This window comes from Streptomyces sp. NPDC001515 (assembly GCF_053597115.1).
Genome location: NZ_JBSFHN010000055.1, coordinates 20,106 through 39,838, shown reverse-complemented (window position 1 = coordinate 39,838; position 19,733 = coordinate 20,106). Strand labels below are relative to the sequence as shown.

19 protein-coding genes and 1 pseudogene are annotated in these 19,733 nt (G+C 72.6%); 10 read left to right on the top strand and 10 right to left on the bottom strand.

Annotated features, from left to right (window positions below; genetic code table 11):
* The 3 genes from ACWCXC_RS35730 to ACWCXC_RS35720 all read right to left on the bottom strand — a co-directional run.
* Positions 1 to 476 (bottom strand): FAD-dependent monooxygenase (locus ACWCXC_RS35730; protein ID WP_450891671.1); only part of this gene is annotated, 476 nt, incomplete at its 3' end.
* A 23-nt stretch (positions 477 to 499) separates the two neighbouring features.
* Positions 500 to 1,465, bottom strand: coding sequence for a cyclase family protein (locus tag ACWCXC_RS35725; protein WP_450891670.1), 966 nt, complete (start codon positions 1,463 to 1,465; stop codon positions 500 to 502).
* Positions 1,462 to 2,463, bottom strand: coding sequence for a fumarylacetoacetate hydrolase family protein (locus ACWCXC_RS35720; RefSeq protein ID WP_450891669.1), 1,002 nt, complete (start codon positions 2,461 to 2,463; stop codon positions 1,462 to 1,464). The genes ACWCXC_RS35725 and ACWCXC_RS35720 overlap by 4 nt, the downstream gene beginning before the upstream one ends.
* Before the next feature lie 126 nt (positions 2,464 to 2,589).
* Here ACWCXC_RS35720 and ACWCXC_RS35715 point away from each other — a divergent pair, with 126 nt between their 5' ends.
* A complete protein-coding gene (locus tag ACWCXC_RS35715) occupies positions 2,590 to 3,507 on the top strand; it encodes a LysR family transcriptional regulator (RefSeq protein WP_450684954.1) in 918 nt (305 codons plus the stop codon).
* Positions 3,508 to 3,568: 61 nt separating this feature from the next.
* Here ACWCXC_RS35715 and ACWCXC_RS35710 read toward each other — a convergent pair whose 3' ends face one another.
* On the bottom strand, positions 3,569 to 6,766 hold the full coding sequence (locus ACWCXC_RS35710; RefSeq protein WP_450891668.1) for a M20/M25/M40 family metallo-hydrolase: 3,198 nt from the start codon (positions 6,764 to 6,766) through the stop codon (positions 3,569 to 3,571).
* A gap of 21 nt (positions 6,767 to 6,787) precedes the next feature.
* Here ACWCXC_RS35710 and ACWCXC_RS35705 point away from each other — a divergent pair.
* The 3 genes and pseudogenes from ACWCXC_RS35705 to ACWCXC_RS35695 form a co-directional block, all read left to right on the top strand.
* Positions 6,788 to 7,675: pseudogene (locus tag ACWCXC_RS35705) on the top strand (carbohydrate binding domain-containing protein); the annotation flags it as partial.
* Positions 7,676 to 7,879: 204 nt separating this feature from the next.
* Positions 7,880 to 8,800, top strand: a complete 921-nt coding sequence (locus ACWCXC_RS35700) for a chitinase (RefSeq protein ID WP_450891674.1) — start codon at positions 7,880 to 7,882, stop codon at positions 8,798 to 8,800.
* A gap of 300 nt (positions 8,801 to 9,100) precedes the next feature.
* Positions 9,101 to 9,487, top strand: coding sequence for a DUF6355 family natural product biosynthesis protein (locus ACWCXC_RS35695; RefSeq protein ID WP_450684956.1), 387 nt, complete (start codon positions 9,101 to 9,103; stop codon positions 9,485 to 9,487).
* An 18-nt stretch (positions 9,488 to 9,505) separates the two neighbouring features.
* Here the strand turns inward: ACWCXC_RS35695 and ACWCXC_RS35690 are convergent, their stop codons facing one another.
* Entirely contained in the window at positions 9,506 to 10,537 is a 1,032-nt protein-coding gene (locus ACWCXC_RS35690; protein ID WP_450891673.1) for a hypothetical protein, read from the bottom strand.
* A gap of 149 nt (positions 10,538 to 10,686) precedes the next feature.
* Between ACWCXC_RS35690 and ACWCXC_RS35685 the strand changes: the two genes are divergently transcribed.
* Positions 10,687 to 11,511 carry a TetR/AcrR family transcriptional regulator gene (locus tag ACWCXC_RS35685; protein WP_450891667.1) on the top strand — a complete coding sequence of 275 codons (825 nt, stop codon included), beginning with the start codon at positions 10,687 to 10,689 and terminating at the stop codon, positions 11,509 to 11,511.
* Positions 11,512 to 11,570: 59 nt separating this feature from the next.
* Here the strand turns inward: ACWCXC_RS35685 and ACWCXC_RS35680 are convergent, their stop codons facing one another.
* Both ACWCXC_RS35680 and ACWCXC_RS35675 read right to left on the bottom strand, forming a co-directional pair.
* Positions 11,571 to 12,119 (bottom strand): GNAT family N-acetyltransferase, encoded by a 549-nt coding sequence (locus ACWCXC_RS35680; RefSeq protein WP_450891666.1) that lies wholly within the window; start codon positions 12,117 to 12,119, stop codon positions 11,571 to 11,573.
* Between the two features lie 47 nt (positions 12,120 to 12,166).
* Positions 12,167 to 12,610 carry a nuclear transport factor 2 family protein gene (locus tag ACWCXC_RS35675; protein WP_450891665.1) on the bottom strand — a complete coding sequence of 148 codons (444 nt, stop codon included), beginning with the start codon at positions 12,608 to 12,610 and terminating at the stop codon, positions 12,167 to 12,169.
* Positions 12,611 to 12,795: 185 nt separating this feature from the next.
* Here ACWCXC_RS35675 and ACWCXC_RS35670 point away from each other — a divergent pair, with 185 nt between their 5' ends.
* The gene (locus ACWCXC_RS35670) at positions 12,796 to 13,668 is read left to right on the top strand and encodes a helix-turn-helix transcriptional regulator (protein ID WP_450684960.1); all 873 of its coding nucleotides are present in this window, start codon (positions 12,796 to 12,798) and stop codon (positions 13,666 to 13,668) included.
* 80 nt (positions 13,669 to 13,748) lie between these two features.
* On the opposite strand, the gene ACWCXC_RS35665 is transcribed toward ACWCXC_RS35670, so the two are convergent.
* Positions 13,749 to 14,360, bottom strand: a complete 612-nt coding sequence (locus ACWCXC_RS35665) for a hypothetical protein (protein ID WP_450891664.1) — start codon at positions 14,358 to 14,360, stop codon at positions 13,749 to 13,751.
* A gap of 381 nt (positions 14,361 to 14,741) precedes the next feature.
* Between ACWCXC_RS35665 and ACWCXC_RS35660 the strand changes: the two genes are divergently transcribed.
* A complete protein-coding gene (locus ACWCXC_RS35660; RefSeq protein WP_450684962.1) occupies positions 14,742 to 16,130 on the top strand; it encodes a rhodanese-like domain-containing protein in 1,389 nt (462 codons plus the stop codon).
* A gap of 35 nt (positions 16,131 to 16,165) precedes the next feature.
* Here the strand turns inward: ACWCXC_RS35660 and ACWCXC_RS35655 are convergent, their stop codons facing one another.
* Entirely contained in the window at positions 16,166 to 16,564 is a 399-nt protein-coding gene (locus tag ACWCXC_RS35655; protein ID WP_450684963.1) for a DUF302 domain-containing protein, read from the bottom strand.
* 199 nt (positions 16,565 to 16,763) lie between these two features.
* Here ACWCXC_RS35655 and ACWCXC_RS35650 point away from each other — a divergent pair, with 199 nt between their 5' ends.
* The 3 genes from ACWCXC_RS35650 (at position 16,764) to ACWCXC_RS35640 (ending at position 19,304) form a co-directional block, all read left to right on the top strand.
* Complete coding sequence (locus ACWCXC_RS35650) at positions 16,764 to 18,122, top strand: MBL fold metallo-hydrolase (RefSeq protein ID WP_450891663.1); 1,359 nt, start codon at positions 16,764 to 16,766, stop codon at positions 18,120 to 18,122.
* 79 nt (positions 18,123 to 18,201) lie between these two features.
* Entirely contained in the window at positions 18,202 to 18,567 is a 366-nt protein-coding gene (locus ACWCXC_RS35645) for a rhodanese-like domain-containing protein (RefSeq protein ID WP_450684965.1), read from the top strand.
* Positions 18,564 to 19,304, top strand: coding sequence for a sulfite exporter TauE/SafE family protein (locus ACWCXC_RS35640; protein ID WP_450684966.1), 741 nt, complete (start codon positions 18,564 to 18,566; stop codon positions 19,302 to 19,304). Before ACWCXC_RS35645 ends, ACWCXC_RS35640 begins: the two co-directional genes overlap by 4 nt.
* 118 nt (positions 19,305 to 19,422) lie before the next feature.
* On the opposite strand, the gene ACWCXC_RS35635 is transcribed toward ACWCXC_RS35640, so the two are convergent.
* Positions 19,423 to 19,710: a metal-sensitive transcriptional regulator gene (locus tag ACWCXC_RS35635; protein WP_450891662.1), complete on the bottom strand. Its 288-nt coding sequence runs from the start codon at positions 19,708 to 19,710 to the stop codon at positions 19,423 to 19,425.
* Positions 19,711 to 19,733 lie beyond the last annotated feature (23 nt).

Below are 19,733 nucleotides of genomic sequence, written 5' to 3'. Positions count from 1 at the left end.
ATCACCCGCCCCCCCCCGTTATCTCCACTTGGGTTACGACACTCTTCCCCCCCCCGCCGCTCTCCCGATCGCCCCCGGATCGGGGGGGTGGGCCCGCGCCGGCCGGGCGCGCCGCCGGCGCGCACCGCCTCGATGAGGATCCGCTGGAGCCGGGGGCGCCGCATGCCGACGGTGGCGGGCAGGTCGTCGCCGCCCGTGCGCAGATCGTCCTGGACGTGGAGGACGGTTCCGTCGGGCGCCGTGATGCCGACCGAACCGAAGCCGTATCCGGACGCCTCGACCTGCTCCCACACGCCGAGTTCGCGCAGCACGCGCAGCGCGTTGCCCTGGAGGGTGATGCCGGAGCCGGCCGTGGCGTTCCAGTCGTCCCTGGCCTCGACCAGGTCCACGGTGACGCCGGCGCGGCGGAGCAGGATCGTCACGGCGTTGCCGGCCGCGCCGCCGCCCACGACGAGGACCGTGCGGGGCTGGGTCATGAAGAACTCCTTCGTTCCTCGGTCTACTTGACCGCGATCGGGTTGACGGGGGAGCCGACCGCCCCGGTGATGGGCAGCGGTGCGGCGGTGAGCCAGAAGGCGTACACGCCGTCGCCCGCGCAGTCCTCGGCGAGGGCTTCGAGGTCCCACATCTCACCGATCAGCAGCCCGATGTGCGGGATGGCGACCTGGTGCAGCGGCTGGAAGGCGTGCGCGAACTCGTTCGGCCGGACCTCGAAACCCCAGGTGTCGGTGGCGATCCCGGCGATCTCCGTCCGGTGCAGCCAGCCGGCCGTGGTGAACGACAGGCCGGGGGCGGGGCCGCCCGCGTAGTCGCCCCAGCCCTCGCCCCGGCGGACCCGGGCGAGCTGGCCCGTACGCACCAGCACGAGGTCGCCGCGGCCGACGCTCACGCCCTGCGCCTCGGCGGTGGCCGCCAGATGCTCCTCGGTGATCGCGAAACCGTCCGGCAGCTCCCCGTTCTCGCCGACGGCCCGGCCGACGTCGAGGAGCACCCCGCGTCCGGCGACGTGCGGGGCCATGTGCTCGATGCCGGTGACCAGGTCGCCGTCGGAGGTGACGACCTTCTCGGCGGCGCGCCCGTTCCACGCTCTGCCGTGGTCGAAGATGTGGCCGAGCCCGTCCCACTGGGTGGAGCACTGCAACGGCATGGCGATGACGTCGTCGGCGCCGCCGATGCCGTGCGGCAGGCCCTGGTTCCCGAGGGCAGCGTCGGTGCCGGTGTCCAGCATGGTGTGCACCGGGTTGGTGCGCCGCCGCCAGCCCTTCTGCGGGCCGTCGATGTCGAAGCGCTGGGAGAGCGAGAAGCTGTCGCCCCGGCGGATCAGCGCGGCGCCTTCGCGGCGTTTCGCGGCGTCGAGGAAGTTGAGCGTGCCGAGCACGTCGTCCTCGCCCCAGCGGCCCCAGTTGGAGTACGCCTTCGCGGCACGGGCGATCGAGCCCTCGGGGTCGGTGCGGTCCGGGGTCACCGGGCCGCCTCCGCCACGCAGCGGGTGCGCTGGGCGCCGAGCCCGGTGACGGCGGCCTCCATGACGTCGCCGTCGCGCAGCAGCCGGCCCCAGTGCATGCCGTTGCCGGCGGGGGAGCCGGTGAGCACCAGGTCGCCGGGGAGCAGCCGGGCGGTCTGCGAGGCGTAGGAGACCATCCGCGCCACGTCGAAGATCATGTCTTTGGTGGACTCGTCCTGCATGGTCTCGCCGTTGAGCTTCAGCGTGAGGTGCAGGTCGCCCGGGTCCACGACCGACGCGGCGGGCACGATCCAGGGGCCGAGCGGGGTGAACCCGGGCGCGTTCTTGCTGCGCAGCCAGTCGGTGCCGATCTGCGGCATGTCCCGGCGGAAGACCGTGGCGCGGTCGGTGAGGTCGTTGGCGATCGTGTATCCGGCGACGTACGACAGGGCCTCCTCCACCGGCACCCGGTGGGCGGGCCGGCCGATGACGGCCGCCAGTTCCAGTTCCCAGTCGGGCTTCTCGGCCCAGGCGGGCAGCACGACGTCGTCGTACGGCCCGGTGATCGCGCTCGGCAGTCCGATGAAGACGTACGGCAGGTCCTCGGCCGCCCGCCGGTCCATGATCTCCGCGGCCTCCGCCCGCCGTTCCTCCTCCGGCCGCTCGTCGTCCGGCGCGCGGTGCGCGACATGCAGATCGATCACGTGCTGCCGGTAGTTGGCGCCGGACTGGAACACCTGGCGCGGCTCGACCGGGGCGTGCACGCGGAACTCCGTCAGCGGCGTGCGCACGTGGGAGCCGTCGTCGGCCAGGGCGGCCAGGCGCGGTTCCACCGCCTCCCAGTCGTCGAGGAGTCCGCGCACGGTCAGCCGGGCGTCGCCGAGGGCGGGACGCAGGTCGAGCACCCGGGCGTCGGGCGTCACGAGGGCGGGGAAGGCGGGGCCGCCGGGGGCGGAAAGGGTGGCCAGGGCGAAGGGTCCGACGAAGGGGGCGGACGCGACTTCAGGTTTCACGGACATGTCCTCCTGATTGCGGTGGCACTAATCTGGACCGCCACGCGCGATCACGGAAATCGATTCTGTGGATGACAGTCATCCACGTGGCGAATTCCCGCAGGTCGCCGCCGGACAGTCAGAGGAAACGCCGTGAATCTCAGTCGCCTGGACCTCAATCTCGTCGTCGCCCTCCGCGCCCTGCTGGAGGAACGCAACGTCACCCGCGCCGGGCTGCGCGTCGGTCTCAGCCAGCCCGCGATGAGCGCGGCCCTGTCCCGGCTGCGCCGCCATTTCGACGACGAGCTGCTCGCCCGGGTCGGCGGCCACTACGAGCTGACGGCCCTCGGGCAGGTGCTCCTGGACCGCACCGCCACGGCCTACGACGTGCTGGAGCGCCTCTTCGCCAGCCAGGCCGACTTCGACCCGGCCGCGGCGCGACGGGAGTTCAAGCTGATCGCCTCCGACTACGCCGTCGCGGTCTTCGGCGCCGAACTCTCCCGGGTCGTGCACGAGGAGGCCCCCGGCATCCGGCTGCGGTTCGCCCAGACCCCCACCTCGGTGGTCGACGCCACGGACGCGCTGCTGAGCACGTCCGACGGGCTGCTGATGCCGCACGGGGTCATCAGCGACTTCCCCGCCACCGACCTGTACGGGGACCGCTGGGTCTTCCTGGTCGCCGACGACCACCCGGGCGTCGACGACTGCCTCACCCGCCAGGACCTGGCCCGGCTGCCCTGGGTCACCTACCAGCGCACCTACGATGCCCCGGCCGTGCGCCAGCTCGGGATGCTGGGCGTCGAGCCGCGGGTCGAGGTCTCCGTGGACAGCTTCCAGGTCATCCCGCTGCTGGTGGCCGGGACCCGGCGCATCGCCCTGGTCCAGGCCCGGCTGGCCCGGCTCCTCGCCCCGCTCGCCGCCGTCCGCGTGCTGGAGCCGCCGTACGAGGCCGTCCCGCTGCGGGAGGCCATGTGGTGGCACCCCGTGCACACGCACGACGCGGCCCACATCTGGCTGCGCGAGACGGCCGCGCGCGTCGGCAGGCGGATGGCAGACGAGCCCGAGGGGTGAGCGCGGCGAGCCCGGCCGTCCCCTCGCGGGGGCCGGCCGGGCCCGGGGTCACTTCACGGGGTCACAGGCGTTGCCACAGGGCCGGGACGTTCGGGGGGTCCCAGCCCGGGTAGGCCGTGTGGCCCTGGAGGCACCGGTAGCGGACGCCGTCGTAGGTCACGATGTCGCCCGCGGCGTAGGTCGCGCCGAGCTGCCAGGTGGTCTCACCGGTACCGCCGCCGGACACCGTGAGGGTGTACGTGGTGGTGTGGGTGACCTCGCCCGAGCCGGTCAGCGTCAGCGTGTAGGTGCCGCCGGGGGTGCCGTCCGCCACCCGTACGGTCGCGGTCGACGTCTGTCCCGAGGAGACCGACGACGGGCTGAAGCCGACGGTCACTCCCGTGGGCAGGCCCGAGGCCGAGAGGTTCACGGTCTGGGCGGAACCGCTCGTGGTGGCGGTGGAGACCGAGACCGTGGCGGAGGAGCCGGGGCCGACCGTCCCCGCCGACGGGTTGGCGGTGATCGAGAAGTCGTTGCCCGGGTCGGGCGACTGGCCGACCGCGGTCTTCCAGATCGTGTAGGCGATGCCGTCCGCGCTGCGGTTCAGCGCGGTGGCGTTGATGTTGCTGGTGGTGTCGCAGGAGGAGTGGTAGCAGGGGTCGTACGAACGGCCCGCCGTGCCGCCCCACTTGGTGGCCTCGGCGGACGACTTGGTCGCCGAGGCGCCGGTGGCGTAACCGGAGGTGGGGATGCCGACCAGCTGGAACGAGTAGTCGTCCGAGCGGCCCTGGCCCTCGACGTTCTCCTGCGGGGCCAGGCCCAGGGAGTCCCAGTACGCCTTCATCGGCGCGGAGGCGGCAGAGTTCAGGTTGTTGACGAAGTAGCCGGCGTTCGTCGACGCGACCATGTCGAAGTTGTAGTACGCCTTGATCTTCGCGCGCTCCGTGCCGGACAGGTTGCGGGCGTAGAAGTCGGAGCCGTTCAGGCCCTGCTCCTCGTCCGTCCACCAGGCGAAGCGGACCCGGTTCTTCATGGCCGGGTCGTTCTGCGCCAGGCTGAGGGCCGCTTCGAGGAGGGCGGCGGAGCCGGAGCCGTTGTCGTTGATGCCGGGACCGGCGGACACGCCGTCGAGGTGGGCGCCGAACATGTAGACGGTGTTCGCGTCACCCTTCGGCCATTCGGCGATCAGGTTGTTGCCCGCGCCGGCCGAGCAGCCGGAGGTGCAGGACTGCTCGGTGACCGTGTAGCCGGCCGCCTGGAGCTTGCCCTTGACGTAGGCCAGCGAGGCTTGGTAACCGCTGCCGGTGGAGCGGCGGTTGCCGCCATTCGACTGGGCGATGGTGTACAGCTGGGAGAGGTGGGCCTGCACCTTCGCCACGTCGACGTCCGGCGGGGTGGACGGGGTGCCGCCGCCACCGACCCGCAGGGTGTACTGCGCGGTGTGCGTCTTGTCCCCGCTGCGGCCCGTGACGGTGATCGGGTACGAGCCCGCGGTCGTGCCGGACGAGGTGGTGACGGTCATGGTCGAGCTGCTGCCCGAGGTCACCGTCGACGGGCTGAACGAGACGCCGACCCCGCTCGGCGCGCCGGTGGCGGTCAGCGCGATCTGCTGGGCGTCGCCGGTCACGGTGGCGGTGGACACCGTGGTGCGGGCGGTCGCGCCGGGCTGCACGTCACCCGAGGCGGGGCTCAGCGCCAGGGAGAAGTCGGTCTCGCGCGCGGTGCACGTCGGGTCGCCCGTCTGCGCGGGCACGCTGATCGCGGTCCAGGCGGCCTTGGTCCGGTCGAACAGGGCGCAGCTCGCGTCCAGGTTCTTCGCCGCGGTCAGGGTGGCGGTCCGGTAGCGCTTGTAGGTCATGCCGCTGGTCTTCAGCAGCATGCCGCCGTAGAAGATCCGGCCGGCGTCCTTGATGCCGACGCCCGTCACGGCGGAGCCGTCGCAGGTGGAGCTGGACGGCTTGCCGCCGCCGGGGTTGGATCCCTCCGCCAGCAGGTAGAACCAGTGGTTGAGCGGGCCCGCCGCCGCGTGCTCCTCGGTGTTGGGGATGGAGGCGGAGTAGCAGGCGGGGTGGCCGAGCGCTCCCGGGTTGTACATGTTGCGGATGGGGCCGCGGCCCTGGAGGTTGATCATCTCGCCGACGGTGTAGTCGGGGGTGTCGTAGCCGGCGGGCTGGTTGGCGTACGCCTCGGTGAGGGCGCCCATGATGTCGCCGGTGCCCTCGCCCAGACCGCTCTCGTGGTTGGCGCCGCCGGGCGTGTTCGAGTCGAGCCCGTGCCCGTACTCGTGGGCGACGACGTCCATGCCGGCGATCCACTTGCCGGCGCTGTTGTGGCCGATCGTGACGGTGGAGCCGTCCCAGTAGGCGTTCAGGTCGTTGAGGCCGACGCGGGTCGGCCAGCTGCCGCCGTTGCCGTTGTGCCCGTTGCGGCCGAGCCACTCCTTGAGCATGTCCGACTGCTTCTGCGCCGCGTACATGACGTCGACGCAGCCGGTCTCCCGGCTCGACGCGTTGCCGGTTCCCCAGTCGTCGGTGGACTTGGTGAAGACACCGCCGCTGTAGTCCGAGCACTGCAGGCCGGGCCGGGTGGTGTCGCGCAGGACGTACTGGGTGCCCGAACGGGAGGTGTCGATGGTGAGCGGGTTGGGCCCGTTCCACTCGCTGCGACCCGTGCCGGCCCGGACGTCGTCGTACGCGTCGACGACCGTGCCGGTCACCGCGTCGACGAAGACGTGCAGCCTGCTGGGCGCGTCCTTCGCCGTCCGGCCCGTCAGCAGGGTCTCCCAGACGAGGACGGGGTGGTCGTTCTCGACCCGGACCACGAGGCGCGGGGCGTCGGCCTTCGTGACCTTCGCCAGCCGGGACCTGCTGGTCGCGGCGGCCTGCTTCGCGGGGATCCTGGCCGTGGTCGGTACGGAGATCCTGGCCGTGGTCGCGGACTGCACCGAGCGTACGGTGCCGTCGCCGTCGGCCAGCACCACGGCGTCGCCGCCCACCACCGGCAGGCCGTTGTAGGTGCGTTCGTAGGCGACCGCGTACAGGTTGTCGGCCCAGGGGATGACCTGGCGCCGGTCGTAGCGCTCGGACGGTCCCTTCGCCAGCGCGTCCACGCCGCTGCCCGTGGCGCGGTCCGCGGCGGCGACCGCCGCCGCGACCGGATCGGGTCTGGAGGTGTTCGACGGGGGCGAGGAGGCGGGGGAGGCCGCGGCAAGGGGCAGCGGCGACACCACCCCCAGGGTCATGGCCAGGGATGCTCCGGCCACCGCCAACTTCTTCACCATCAGGGCTCCTTGTGAGAGGTGATGAAAACCGGCCACGCCTGTCATGGGTATGACAAGCCCAACGCCCGTACCGGAGGCGGATGTTCTGGATCGGGCCCCCCGGCCGAACGGCATGTCGTCCTGCTGGACAGGCCGCACCCTCACACCGGACCGGCCCTGCGTTCAAGCGATTCGCCGGGCAGCGCCCGGTCTGTCAAGTTCCGGCAAGTGGAACTCCCGGCAGTCCCGCGCCTTTGGTCCAGACCTATTGACGGGCCCTGTCGCCCCTTCTACGATCCGGTCGACCGCCGCACCGCGTTTCTCCAGTTCATCCGGGGTCGTGCGTCCACGCCCCCACGCCCCCCCCACGCACGCTCACGCCCACGGCACGTGGCGAGAATGGAGCACAGCATGTTCCGTCGGAGCATCCGTACGCTGTCCGAGGCGGACGACGGGCATTCGACCGCCGTCCGGCCCCGGCGCGGCTCGACCGTCCTGACCCGCACGATCGCCGGGGTGAGCGCCGCCACCGTCATCGGCGCCTGCGTCACCCTCGTCGGAACAGGCTCGGCCGGCGCCGCCGCCACCGACAACCTGGTGACCAACTCCGGCTTCGAGAGCGGGCTTTCCGGCTGGACCTGCGCCAACGGCTCCGGCGAGGCCGTCACGAGCCCCGTGCACTCCGGCTCGTCCGCGCTGAAGGCCACCCCGTCCGGCCTGGGCAACGCCCAGTGCACCCAGACGGTCAGCGTCCGGCCCAACTCGACGTACACGCTGAGCGCTTTCGTCCAGGGCAGTTACGTCTACCTGGGCGCCACCGGCACCGGTGCCGCCAGCGAGCCGCAGACCTGGACGCCCAGCTCCTCGTCGTACAGCCAGTTGAGCGTCGGCTTCACCACCGGTGCGAACACCACGTCGGTCACGCTCTACCTCCACGGCTGGTACGGGACGCCCGCGTACTACGCGGACGACATCACCCTCACCGGCCCCGGCGGCAGCACGCCCCCGCCCACCACCCCGCCCCCCACCGACCCCCCGACCACCCCGCCCCCCACCGACCCGCCCACCACCCCGCCGCCCACCGATCCGCCGGGCGACGCCACCTGCGCCACGAAGCCCAAGCCGGCCGGCAAGGTGCTCCAGGGCTACTGGGAGAACTGGGACGGCGCCTCGAACGGCGTCCACCCCGGTATGGGCTGGGTCCCCATCACCGACAGCCGCATCGCCCAGCACGGCTACAACGTCATCAACGCCGCCTTCCCCGTGATCCTCTCGGACGGAACCGTCCTGTGGGAGGACGGCATGGACGCGGGTGTGAAGGTGTCGACGCCGGCGGAGATGTGTGAGGCCAAGGCGAAGGGCGCCACGCTGCTGATGTCCATCGGCGGCGCGGCCGCGGGCATCGATCTGTCGTCCAGCAAGGTCGCCGACCGCTTCGTCGAGACGGTCGTCCCGATCCTCAAGAAGTACAACTTCGACGGGATCGACATCGACATCGAGACCGGCCTGTCCGGCAGCGGCAGCATCACCACGCTGTCCGCCTCGCAGTCCAACCTCATCCGCATCATCGACGGCGTCCTGGCCAAGATGCCCGCGGGCTTCGGCCTCACCATGGCCCCCGAGACCGCCTACGTCACCGGCGGCAGCGTCACCTACGGGTCCATCTGGGGCGCGTACCTGCCCATCATCAAGAAGTACGTCGACAACGGCCGCCTGTGGTGGCTCAACATGCAGTACTACAACGGCAGCATGTACGGCTGCTCGGGCGACTCGTACTCCGCCGGCACCGTCGAGGGCTTCGCCGCCCAGACCACCTGCCTCAACAACGGCCTCACCATCCAGGGCACCACGATCAAGGTTCCCTACGACAAGCAGGTCCCCGGCCTTCCCGCCCAGCCCGGCGCCGGCGGCGGCTACATGGCCCCCAGCCTGGTCAGCCAGGCGTGGAACACCTTCAACGGCTCCCTCAAGGGCCTCATGACGTGGTCCCTCAACTGGGACGGCTCGAAGGGCTGGTCCTTCGGCGACAACGTGAAGTCCCTGCAGAACCGCTGACCCCGACGGGTCCGGCCCGTCAGGGGCCGGGCCCGTCGATCCGAGCCACCCCGTCCGGAGCTGTCGGTCGCCGCGAGTCGGCCGGCAGCTCCGGACGCGCGTTCGCACCCCATAGCCTCCGCCCCTCTCGCCGCCGTCCGCGCGAGGGCTCACCTCACTCGATCTGATGACGTATAGCAACCTTCTGAATACGCAGAGTTACGATGAGGAGGCCGGTGCGCCACGGGGCAGGTGTCGTGGCGCCGGGCAGGGCCGGTCGTCCGGTCGTCCCTCGTCATGACTCACTTCCGAGGAGTGTTCGTGAAGCCCTTCCTTCGCCCGGTCCGGGTGGCTCTCGCGGCGGCGTCCGGTGCCGCGCTGCTCATGATGGCGTTCCCGGGGCCGGCGCACGCCGGTTTCGATTGGGGTCCGGAGGTGCGGCGGGCGGGTGCCGGGTCCGCTGTTCCGTGCGGATTCTTCCGCTACAGCGTCCGGGAGTCGCAGTTCGCCGCGTACAACCACTGCGGTACGACGACGGTGCGGCTGCACGTCGACGTTCAGGGGGGCGGCAGCGGGAACGACTACCACCTGTGTGTGAGCCCGGGGCGGACGCAGCTTCCGGGAGCGGGGCCGAACTATCTCAACGCGTACTACATCGGCGGCGCCGGATGCCGGAGTGGGGAGCGCACCGCGCACACGCCGCACTGACGGAGGCCGGGGCCCGGGTCAGTCCCCGCTGCGGTTCCGGATCCGGGCGTACCGCTGTGCCACCGCGGTGAAGGCGGCCTTCGGTTCCCAGTCCAGGTCGGGATAGGTGATGCCCCGGCGGTTCTCGAGGAGTTTGACGATGCCGAGGGCGGCGCGGTCGAGGTCGTCGCGGGGGTCGCCGTCGGGGCGGTGGGGGTAGCCGGGGAGGGCGAAGAGGAAGACGAAGGCGCTGTCGACGCCCTCGGTGGCGAAGATGTCGAGGAGTTCGTCGAGATAGGCGGCCTGGCCGGGTTCGTCGCGTGGGTGGGGGGCGTTGAGGCGGAGGGGGGCCCTGGTGGCCGGGTCGTGTTCGACCACGTCGAGGACGCGGCCGCCGCGGTCTCCGGCGCCCTCGTACGCGGCGGTGCCGAAGCCGGTGATGGCCAGGGGCTTGGGGGTGCGGGCGAGGGTGCGCACGGCGGTGCGGAAGTGGGGGGCGATGTCGGCGGAGCGGATGAGTTCGTAGGTGACGAGGTCGAAGGGGGTCCAGTCGACCTGTTCGAACTGGATGGCGGCGTAGGTGAGCCGGCCCCGGAAGTGCGCGCGGACGGTGGCGGCGGCCTCTTGGAGGAAGGCGTTCATGCGTACGCCCAGGTCGCGGATGGCTTCGGGGCGCCGTTCCGGCGGGTTCATCAGCCGGTCGACACGTTCCTCGGGGGAGTCTCCAGTCAGGAAGCCCCGGTTCATCACGCTCAGCTCGACCCCCGCGACGAACACCAGGGAGGCGCCCTGCCGGCGGAGGCGCTCCGCGCGGCGGGCGCAGTCGCGGAACAGGGCGAGAATCTGCTCGGGTTCCAGCTCCAGGGGATAGGGGGAGAACCAGACCTCCAGGCCCAGATCGGCGGCGGCCTCGGCCGCCGCTTCCAGCCGGGCCGGGTCGCCGCCGATGATCTGGACGGCATTGCAGTGCAGGTCGTCGCGGATGATGGCCAGCTCGCGACGGACCACGGCGGGGTCGAAGCGGTCGTGGGAGGTCCGGCCGTCGACGACGAATCCGGTGTCGTAGGTCATTCCTCGTGCGCGCACGGCGCCTCCTTCTCTGTCTGTCTCGGCGGTACGAGACTCGCAGAGAATATTGCGTGCACGCAAGTTTAGTCCTGATGTCAATTTTCGTGCGCGTGATTTTGCGTGTGCGCAGCCGCCTGTGGAACGCTGGGCCCGTGACGACACCACCGGTGCCGCCCTCGGGGCTGCGGGAGCGGAAGAAGCGGGCCACGCGGAAAGCGCTGCGTGAGGCGGCCCTGCGATTGGCCGAGGAGCACGGGCCGGACCGGGTCCGAGTCGAGGACATCGCCGAAGCGGCCGGGGTTTCGCCGCGTACGTACAACAACTACTTCGCCAGTCGTGAGCAGGCGATCGTCTCCGCCGTCACCGCCGACCGGGACGCGCGCCTCGCGGCGGCGGTCGCGGCCCGGCCCGCCGATGTGCCGCTCGCCGAGGCCATCACCCAGGCGGTGATCGAGCAGTACACGACCGCGAGTGAGCGGGAGGCGAAGGCGTTGCTGCTGGTCACTTCCCGGGCCGGGCTGCGCGACGCCTTTCTCGCCGCCACCGCGGACATCGAGCCGCCCCTGGCCGCCGTGCTCGCGGAACGTCTCGGTGGTCCGGATGACGCGTACACCGCGCGCGTCCTCGCCGCCGGTGTCGCCGCCGCCGTACGCATCGCGCTCGAAGGCTGGCTCCGGCCGGACGCCGTCCGGGAAGGCGGCGGCAGGGAAAAGGCCGTCCGGGAAGGCGGCGGGGAAGGCGCCGTCCGGGAAGGCGGCGGCCGTGACGCGGACCCGACGGCGGCCGGGGGCGCGGGGGGTGCCGGAGAGGCCGGCGAGGTCGGATGGGCCGGGGAGGTCGGGGGCGCGGGTGTCGGTGCGGCCCTTGTCGCCCAGGGGTTCCTCGTGCCCTCGGGTCTTCTCGCCGACCGGCTCCGTGCGGCGCTGGCCCCGCTCGTTCCCGCCTTCGACGCGGCCGAGCACCGCGCGCACGGCTGAGGTGTAGCCGGCCCTTTGGGGCCGGTGCGGTCATCGACGGGAGGCCGGGGGCCGATCCGTCACGGCGCCGGCGCCGCGTAGCAGTGGACGGACACCGTCTGGCGCGCACTCCACCGCTGCTCGACCGTGGCCATCCGCTCCCAGCCCAGCCGTGCGTACAGCGCTGCCGCCGCCGTGTCGGAGGCGACGACGTCGAGCACCGGGTGGAGGCCGCGTCGCCGGGCTTCCTCCACCGCCCGGTGGATCAGCCGGGCGCCGATCCGGTGTCCTCTCGCCCGTGGGGCGACGAACAGTCTGCCGAGCACGGCGGTCGCCTCCCGCGACGTCCCGTTGCGCTCGCTCCACACCGTGGGGGCCAGATCGTCCTCGCCGGCGTGCGACAGGCTGACGTGCCCGTCCGGGCGGGCGCCGAGTCCGGCCACCCACGATCCCAGCAGCGGACCGTGCGAGAGCCAATCGCCGGGGCGGTCGGGCCAGTTCACCGGATAGCCGTCGTGCGTGTGGACCTCGGCGAGGACGCGTACGCACGCCTCGATGTCGTCGTCGGTCCGCTGCCGGATCCAGGGGTCCGGCCTCGCGTCGGGCGCTCCGGAGTGCTTGGTGGTCATCCGGGCATGGAACCACGGGCCCCGGAACAGCGACCGGCCGCCCGGGCTCAGGAAGCGGTGCACGCCGCCGCGATCGACACGCTGTTCTCGTACAGGTGCAGGCGGGTGATCCGGTGGTTCTCGACGGTGAGGCGGAGCGCGAAGGGGCCCTCGAAGGACTTGCCCGTCGCCCGCACGGTTCCCGAGAGGTGCCCCATGAGGACGGCGTCGGTGCCGTCGACCAGCAGGGTGTCGATGGAGGCGCGGGCGTCCTCGGGGACCGTATGGGCCGCCAACTCCTCGAACTGGGCCGCGCATTCGGGGCCGGTGGAGCGCGGCCGGATCCAGGGGACGCCCGGGTTCTCGGCGAGCAGCCAGTCGACCTCGTCGGCGAAGAGGGCGACGAGCCGCGCGGTGTCGGCGGTGGCGCGGGCGGCGAGGAACTCCTCGACGGCGCGTCGCGTGGTCGCGGCGGCGGAACGGGGGTCGAGGGCGGGGCTGTCGGTCGTCACGGTGGCTCCTCGGGTGCGGGGCGGTGTGCTGGACGGGGTGGACGTGCACCACGGTGCCCGCAGAGGCGGATGGCGTCGATGACCTGGGAGGTAACTCTCGAAGTCCGTCGCGTGGACCGTCCCGTCCATTTTCTCCCGACATCCTCCGGCTCGCCCCGCACCCTTCCGCTGCCCAGACTGGAACCATGAGTCAGGCAGCGCACCTCAATGAGCTGGGGGAATTCCTCAAGGCCCGCCGGGCCGAGCTGAGTCCGGGCGCGGTGGGACTGCCCGACGACGACGGGCCGCGCCGTACGGGCGGACTGCGGCGCAAGGAGGTCGCCCGGCTCGCGGCGATCTCCGCCGACTACTACACCCGGATGGAGCAGGGGCGAATACCGGCCTCCGGCCCCGTGCTCGCGGCGGTCGCGGATGTGCTGCGGCTGGACGAGAACCAGCGCCGTCATCTGTTCCATCTGGCGGGGAAGGACACCGTTCGGCCGCGCCGCCGTGCCCGGGACACGGTGCGGCCGCCGCTGCGGAGCATGCTCGGTGATTTCCTCTTCACCCCGGCCGTCGTGGTCGGATGGCGCATGGATGTCCTCGCCTGGAATTCCCTGGCCGCGGCGCTCGTCACGGATTTCGGAGCGGTTCCGGAAAAGCGGCGCAATTACGTACGCATACTCTTCACCGATCCCGCCGTGCGCACCCTCCACGCCGACTGGCCGGGGGCGGCCCGCGCCGCCGTCGCGCACTTGCGGACGGCGGCCGTGACGCATCCGGACGACCGCCGGCTCACCGCGCTCGTCGGGGAACTGTCCGTCCGGGACGCCGATTTCCGGCAGTGGTGGGCCGACCGGCACCTGGTCGCCCCGAGTGGCGGTGCCACCGTCCTCCGGCACCCGGTCGCGGGTGAACTCGCCCTCGATCAGGAGGTGCTCACCACGGGCGGCGACCCGGAACAGCGGCTCGTCGTCTGGACCGCGGAGGCCGGTACGCCCGCGTACGACGGGCTGCGCATCCTGGCCTCCTGGGCCGCCGACCGGCCGTCCGCGCGCGGCGGCCCGGGCGGTGCCTAGCGGGGGCCGAGGCGGGGGCCCTCGGCCGGGCCCGAGCCGGGCCACGGCGTGCGGGCTCGGCCGGGGCTCGTCCCGGGGGCTCAGGCCGTGAGCAGCACCTCGCACGCGCAGTGGCGGAACTCCAGGCCGAGTTCGTGGTCCACCGCCGAACTCGACCGCGTCGCCGCGTCGGAGACCTTCTCCCAGGAGCCGTACTTCAGATAGAGCTGGTCGGCCGTCGGGCCGAGCGGGTTGCCGTACTTCTTCTCGTTGCGGGCCTCCAGTTCGGCGACCTGCTCCGGGGTCATGCCCGCGCGGACGATGTCCTTGGCGTCGTTGCGCATCCGGACCAGCGTGCGGGCGATGTCCTCCTCCGCGCGGCCTTCGGCGCGCATCGCGCACTCCGTGCGTTCCATGTCCTCCAGGAGTTGGTGGTAGCGCATCCGCTGCTCGCGGGCGACCTCGCGCTCCTCGGGGGTCTCGCGCCGGATCTGGCACACGACCGGTTCGGGGCTGGTGCACGGACCCTCGTCCGGGGCGGCCTGGGAGAGCGGGGCGACGACGACCGAGCCGCAGCCGGCGGGCGCGGCGCACGTGCCGGAGGGCTGCGCGGCGGTGGCGGGGGAGATCTGGAGCGGGAGCAGGACGGCTTGGGCGGCCAGCAGCGTGGGAAGGACGCGGCGGGCCAGCGAGCGCAGGGGGTTCGATGACATGCGCTCATCGTTCGGCAGGCCGCCGCCGGGCCGAAGCGCACTCGGCCGATGTGACCCGCGCGGGCGCCGGACTCCACTCCGCCGAGTGAACAGAACCGAGTGAACAGAACCGAGTGAACAGAACCGAGTGAACAGAACCGAGTGAACAGAACCGAGTGAACAGAACCGAGTGAACAGAACCGAGTGAACGGAACCGAGTGAGCGGGACCGGTGAGCGACCGAGTGAACGGAGTGGTGACGAGGGATACCCAGGGGGGTATTTGACCGGCGTGGGTCCGCCTGGTTACGGTGCGGGGGATATACCCCAGTGGGTATATGGCTCGGTGACGGTGCCGGTGTCGACCCCGGTCGGCGGGCCCGTCGGTCGTATCGGAGGTTTCCGTGTTCTTCGCCCAGTACTACCTGGACTGCCTGTCCCAGGCGTCGTACATGATCGCCGACGAGGCCAGTGGCCAGGCCGTCGTCGTGGACCCACGGCGGGACGTCGGTGAGTATCTGGCGGACGCCGAGGCGCACGGGTTCACCGTGGTCGGCGTGATCAACACGCACTTCCACGCGGACTTCGTCGCCGGGCACCTGGAGATGGCGGCCCGGACCGGTGCCTGGATCGGCTACGGCCGCCGCGCCGAGACCGAGTACCCGGTGCGCCACCTGGCCGACGGCGAGGTGATCCGGCTGGGCGGCGTGAGCCTGGAGATCATGGAGACCCCGGGGCACACGCCCGAGTCGATCAGTGTGCTCGTCCGCCGCGACGCCGGGGACGAGGTGCCGTACGGCGTGCTCACCGGCGACGCGCTCTTCATCGGCGACGTCGGCCGCCCGGATCTGCTCGCCTCCGTGGGCGTCACGGCGCGGGAGCTGGGCTCGATGCTGTACGACAGCGTGCAGGGCCGGCTCATGGGCCTCCCGGACGAGGTGCGGGTCTTCCCCGCCCATGGTGCGGGCTCGGCCTGCGGCAAGAACCTCTCGTCCGAGAAGCAGTCGACGATCGGGCGTCAGCGGGCCACCAATTACGCCTGCGCGCCGATGAGCCGCGAGGACTTCGTCGCCCTGGTCACCGCCGGCCAGTCCGCCGCCCCGGGCTACTTCGCCTACGACGCCGACCTCAACCGCCGGGAGCGGCCCCTGCACGACCCGGCCGCCGCGCCCCGCCCCCTCGGGGCGGAGGAGTTCCTGGCCCGCCGGGCCGAGGGTGCCGTCGTCGTGGACGCGCGCGACCCGCAGGAGTTCGGCGCCGGTCATCTGCGCGGCGCGGTCAACGTGCCGGCCGACGGCCGCTTCGCCGAGCAGGCCGGTACGGTGCTGGCGCCGACCGACCGGCTCCTCGTGGTCGCCCCGCAGAACCGCGAGGAGGAGATCGTCACGCGCCTGGCCCGCATCGGCTTCGACCGGGTCGCCGGCTACCTCCGCTCCCCGGACGACGCCCTGGCCGGGGCCGGGGACGAGGTCGCTCCCGCCAGCCGGCTCACCGCCGCGCAGCTGCGCGAGGCGCTGGACGGGGAGGCGCCGCCGCTGGTCGTCGACGTGCGCGGCTGCGCCGAGCGCGGTGAGCACGGGAGCATCGACGCCGCCCTGCACATCCCGCTCGGGGAGCTTCCCGCCCGGATGGCCGAGATCGACCGCGACCGCCCCGTCGTCGTGCACTGTGCCGGCGGCCACCGCTCGTCCGTCGCCGCCAGCCTGCTGCGCCACCACGGCTTCGCGGACGTCTCCGACGTCCTGGGCGGCTACGGCGCCTGGGCCGCGACGGCAGCACCCGCCGCGGCCTGACCGTTCCGGTCGGGGATCCCCCCCCGCCCTCCGGGTCAGGCGTACGCGTCCCGGAGGGCGGCGAGGGCCGCGTCCAGGCGGCGCGTGGCCTCCTCGGCCACGGGCACCATCGCGTCGAGCCCCGTCAGCGTGACCATCGTGCCCGGGTCGACGGCCTGGACGACGACGCGGTCACCGTCGGCGCGCACCACGACATTGCAGGGGAGCAGCAGTCCGATGGAGCGGTCCGCGTCCAGCGCGCGCTTCGCCAGGGGCGGATTGCAGGCGCCGAGGATCAGATACGGCTCCATGTCGTGGTCGAGCTTGGTCTTCAGCGTGGCCCGGACGTCGATCTCGGTCAGGATCCCGAAGCCCTGATCGGCCAGGGCCCGCCGCACGTCCTGTTCCACCCGCTCGAACGGCGCCGTCAGCGTCACGGTGCGGTCGTATGCCATGTGCTCCCACCTCGTTCTCCCGTACGGCCGGACGCCCGGCCCGTGCTCCCGCGCTGCCGGAGCTCCGGCGCGTCCTTCGGGCCGGGTCCGGGGGCGGGGATGTGGCGGTCACCACCTCACGAAATATACCCCCGGGGGTACGAGTGTTATGGTGATTGACATACCCCGGGGGGTAATTTTCACGCGAAAGGCAGCATCTGTGTTCTTCGTCGAGACCATCGAGATCCAGGGCCTGGGCAATCGCAGCTACCTCGCCGGCGGGCCGAGCGCGGCCGTGGCCGTGGACCCGCCCCGGGACATCGACCAGGTGATCGCCGCGGCCGCCCGGCGCGGTGTGCGGATCTCCCATGTGGTGGAGACCCACGTCCACAACGACTACGTGACCGGCGGTCTGGAGCTGGCGCGGATCACCGGGGCCGCCTATCTCGTGCCGGCCGGCGCGCGCGTCCCGTACGCCAGGACCGCCGTCGCGGACGGCGACACCGTCGACATCGACGGCGCGCTGACCCTGACCGCCGTGGCGACCCCCGGACACACCCCGCACCACACCGCGTACGTCCTCGCCGAGGCCGGCCGGCCGGTTGCCGCGTTCACCGGGGGCTCGCTGCTCATCGGCACGGTCGGCCGCCCGGACCTGGTCGAGCCGAGGCTGACGGAGGACCTGGCCCGCGCCCAGCACGCCTCGGCCCGCCGGCTCGCCGACGCGCTGCCCGACGACACCTCCGTCCTGCCCACGCACGGCTTCGGCAGCTTCTGCTCCTCCGCGCAGGCCGACGGCGACGCCACGACCATCGGCAGGGAGAAGGCCGCCAACACGGCCCTCACCGCCGATGTGGACACGTTCGTCGCGGACCTGCTCGCGGGGCTGGAGGACGTGCCCGCGTACTACGCGCACATGGCACCGGCCAACGCCGCCGGTCCGGCCCCCGTCGACCTGACCCCGCCCGCCCCGGCCGACCCGGACGGCATAGCCGCCCGGCTGGCGGCGGGGGAGTGGGTGGTGGACCTGCGCCACCGGATCGCCTTCGCGGACGGGCACGTCGCCGGTTCGTTCAACTTCGAGGCGGACGGCAAGCTCGCCACGTACCTGGCCTGGATGATCCCGTGGGGCCGTCCGGTCACCCTGCTCGCCGAGTCGGCGGAGCAACTGGCCACCGCCCAGCGGGAGCTGGTCCGGGTCGGCATCGACCGTCCGGCCGCCGCCGCGACCGGCGGCCCCGCCGACTGGCTGCGCGACGGCGAGCGGCCGGTCTCCTTCCCCCGCGCCACCTTCGCCGATCTGGCCGCGCGGGACCGGGAGGGCATCGTCGTCCTCGACGTGCGCCGCGACTCCGAACGCGCCGGGGGCTGGGTGGAGGGTTCCGTCCACATCCCCGTCCACGAGGTGCACCGGCGTCTCGCCGAGGTGCCCGACGGAACGGTCTGGGTGCACTGCGCCGGCGGCATGCGCGCCGCCATCGCCGCCTCCGTGCTCGACGCGGCCGGCCGCGAGGTCGTCGCCGTGGACGACTCCTTCGACGCCGCCGAGGGCGCCGGACTGCCGGTCGTCACCGGCTGAACCCGCCGGACCGGCCCCGGCCGTCCGCCCCGCTCCCCGGAGCCATCAGTGAAACGCACAACGAAAGGTCCCGTCAGCCATGTCCCTCTTCCGTAAGGCCGCACCGCGTCTGCGGGTGGACCAGGCGCGCATCCGCACCGAGGGGGAGCGGCCCGAGGCCGTTCTGCTGGACGTGCGGGAGAAGCCCGAGTGGGCCTCGGGGCACGTCCCCGGCGCCGTGCACGCCCCGCTCAGCGGGCTGGTCGCGGGCGCCGCCCTGCCCGCCGCAGCGCAGGGCCGCCCGCTCGTCGTGATCTGTCGCAGCGGCCACCGCTCGCAGCGGGCCGCGGCGCTCCTCATCGGTCGGGGCGCGGACGCGGTGGACGTCAAGGGCGGCATGAACGCGTGGGCCGCCGCCGGATACGCGGTCGTCGACGGGCGCGGCAACCCCGGCTCGATAGCGTGAGCGTCCTGATCCTCGCCCTGGTCGCCGGCACCGTCGTCGGTCTGGCGCTCGGCGCGCTCGGCGGCGGGGGCAGCGTCCTGGCGGTCCCCGCGCTGATCTATCTGCTCGGGTTCTCCCCGGCCTCGGCGACCACCGCCAGCCTGATCATCGTCACCGCGACCTCCGCCACCGCCCTGTACGCCCACGCCCGCGACGGCAACGTCGCCTGGCGGACCGGGGCCCTGTTCGCCGCCGCGGGCATCGTGCCCGCCTACCTCGCCGGGGCCGCCGCGAGCCGGATCCCGGCCGCGCTGCTCACCGCGGCGTTCTCCGTCATCGCGGCACTGGCCGCCCTGCGGATGCTGCGCCCCGCGCGCTCCGCACCGCCCGAGCGGGTCCGTCCCGCGAAGGCGGCGGGAGCCGGCGCGGGACTCGGCGCGGTGACCGGCTTCCTCGGGGTCGGCGGAGGGTTCCTCGCGGTGCCCGCCCTGGTGGGCGTCCTCGGGCTGCGGATGCGGCAGGCCGTCGGCACCAGCCTGCTGGTCATCACCGTCAACTCCCTGGCCGCGCTCACCGCGCGGACGGGCGGCGGCGATCTGCGCTGGGAGGTGATCGCCCCGTTCACGGGCGCCGCGATCCTCGGCGCCTGGGACGGCAAGCGGCTCGCCGCGAAGCTCGCGGGCGGCACCCTGCAACGGATCTTCGCCTTCGTCCTGCTGGGCGTGGCGGGCTTCATGCTCGTCGACGTGATCGTCTGACGGAGACGGTCCGCGCCGGCGACCTCCTGGAGACGGCCCGGACCGGTGACCTCGTGGAGCAGGTCCGGGCCGGCGACTTCACGGCAACGGTTCAGGCCGGCGGCTTCACGGAGACGGTTCAGGCCAGCGAGAGGAACAGCTTCTCCAGCCTCGCGCGCATCGCGTCCCGCTCCTCCGGGGTGCGGGGCCCGTCCTCCGTACCGGTCAGGCAGTGCTGCAGACCGGTGGCGATGATCGCGAAGCCCGCCCGGTCCAGGGCGCGGGACGCGGCCGCCAACTGGGTGACGACCTCCTCGCAGTCCCGCCCCTCCTCGATCATCCGGATCACCCCGGATATCTGCCCCTGGGCCCGGCGCAGCCGGTTCAGGACCGCCTTCAGTTCCGCCCCCGCCAGTTCGAGATCCATCACGTCGCCCCTCGCCCCTTCAC

Excerpts from the sequence above, each read along its gene's own strand:
- ACWCXC_RS35720 (WP_450891669.1), bottom strand. The coding sequence starts at position 2,463 with ATGTCCGTGAAACCTGAAGTCGCGTCCGCCCCCTTCGTCGGACCCTTC.
- ACWCXC_RS35710 (WP_450891668.1), bottom strand. The coding sequence starts at position 6,766 with ATGGTGAAGAAGTTGGCGGTGGCCGGAGCATCCCTGGCCATGACCCTG.
- ACWCXC_RS35690 (WP_450891673.1), bottom strand. The coding sequence starts at position 10,537 with ATGACCTACGACACCGGATTCGTCGTCGACGGCCGGACCTCCCACGAC.
- ACWCXC_RS35680 (WP_450891666.1), bottom strand. The coding sequence starts at position 12,119 with ATGACCACCAAGCACTCCGGAGCGCCCGACGCGAGGCCGGACCCCTGG.
- ACWCXC_RS35670 (WP_450684960.1), top strand. The coding sequence starts at position 12,796 with ATGAGTCAGGCAGCGCACCTCAATGAGCTGGGGGAATTCCTCAAGGCC.
- ACWCXC_RS35665 (WP_450891664.1), bottom strand. The coding sequence starts at position 14,360 with ATGTCATCGAACCCCCTGCGCTCGCTGGCCCGCCGCGTCCTTCCCACG.
- ACWCXC_RS35655 (WP_450684963.1), bottom strand. The coding sequence starts at position 16,564 with ATGGCATACGACCGCACCGTGACGCTGACGGCGCCGTTCGAGCGGGTG.
- ACWCXC_RS35645 (WP_450684965.1), top strand. The coding sequence starts at position 18,202 with ATGTCCCTCTTCCGTAAGGCCGCACCGCGTCTGCGGGTGGACCAGGCG.
- ACWCXC_RS35635 (WP_450891662.1), bottom strand. The coding sequence starts at position 19,710 with ATGGATCTCGAACTGGCGGGGGCGGAACTGAAGGCGGTCCTGAACCGG.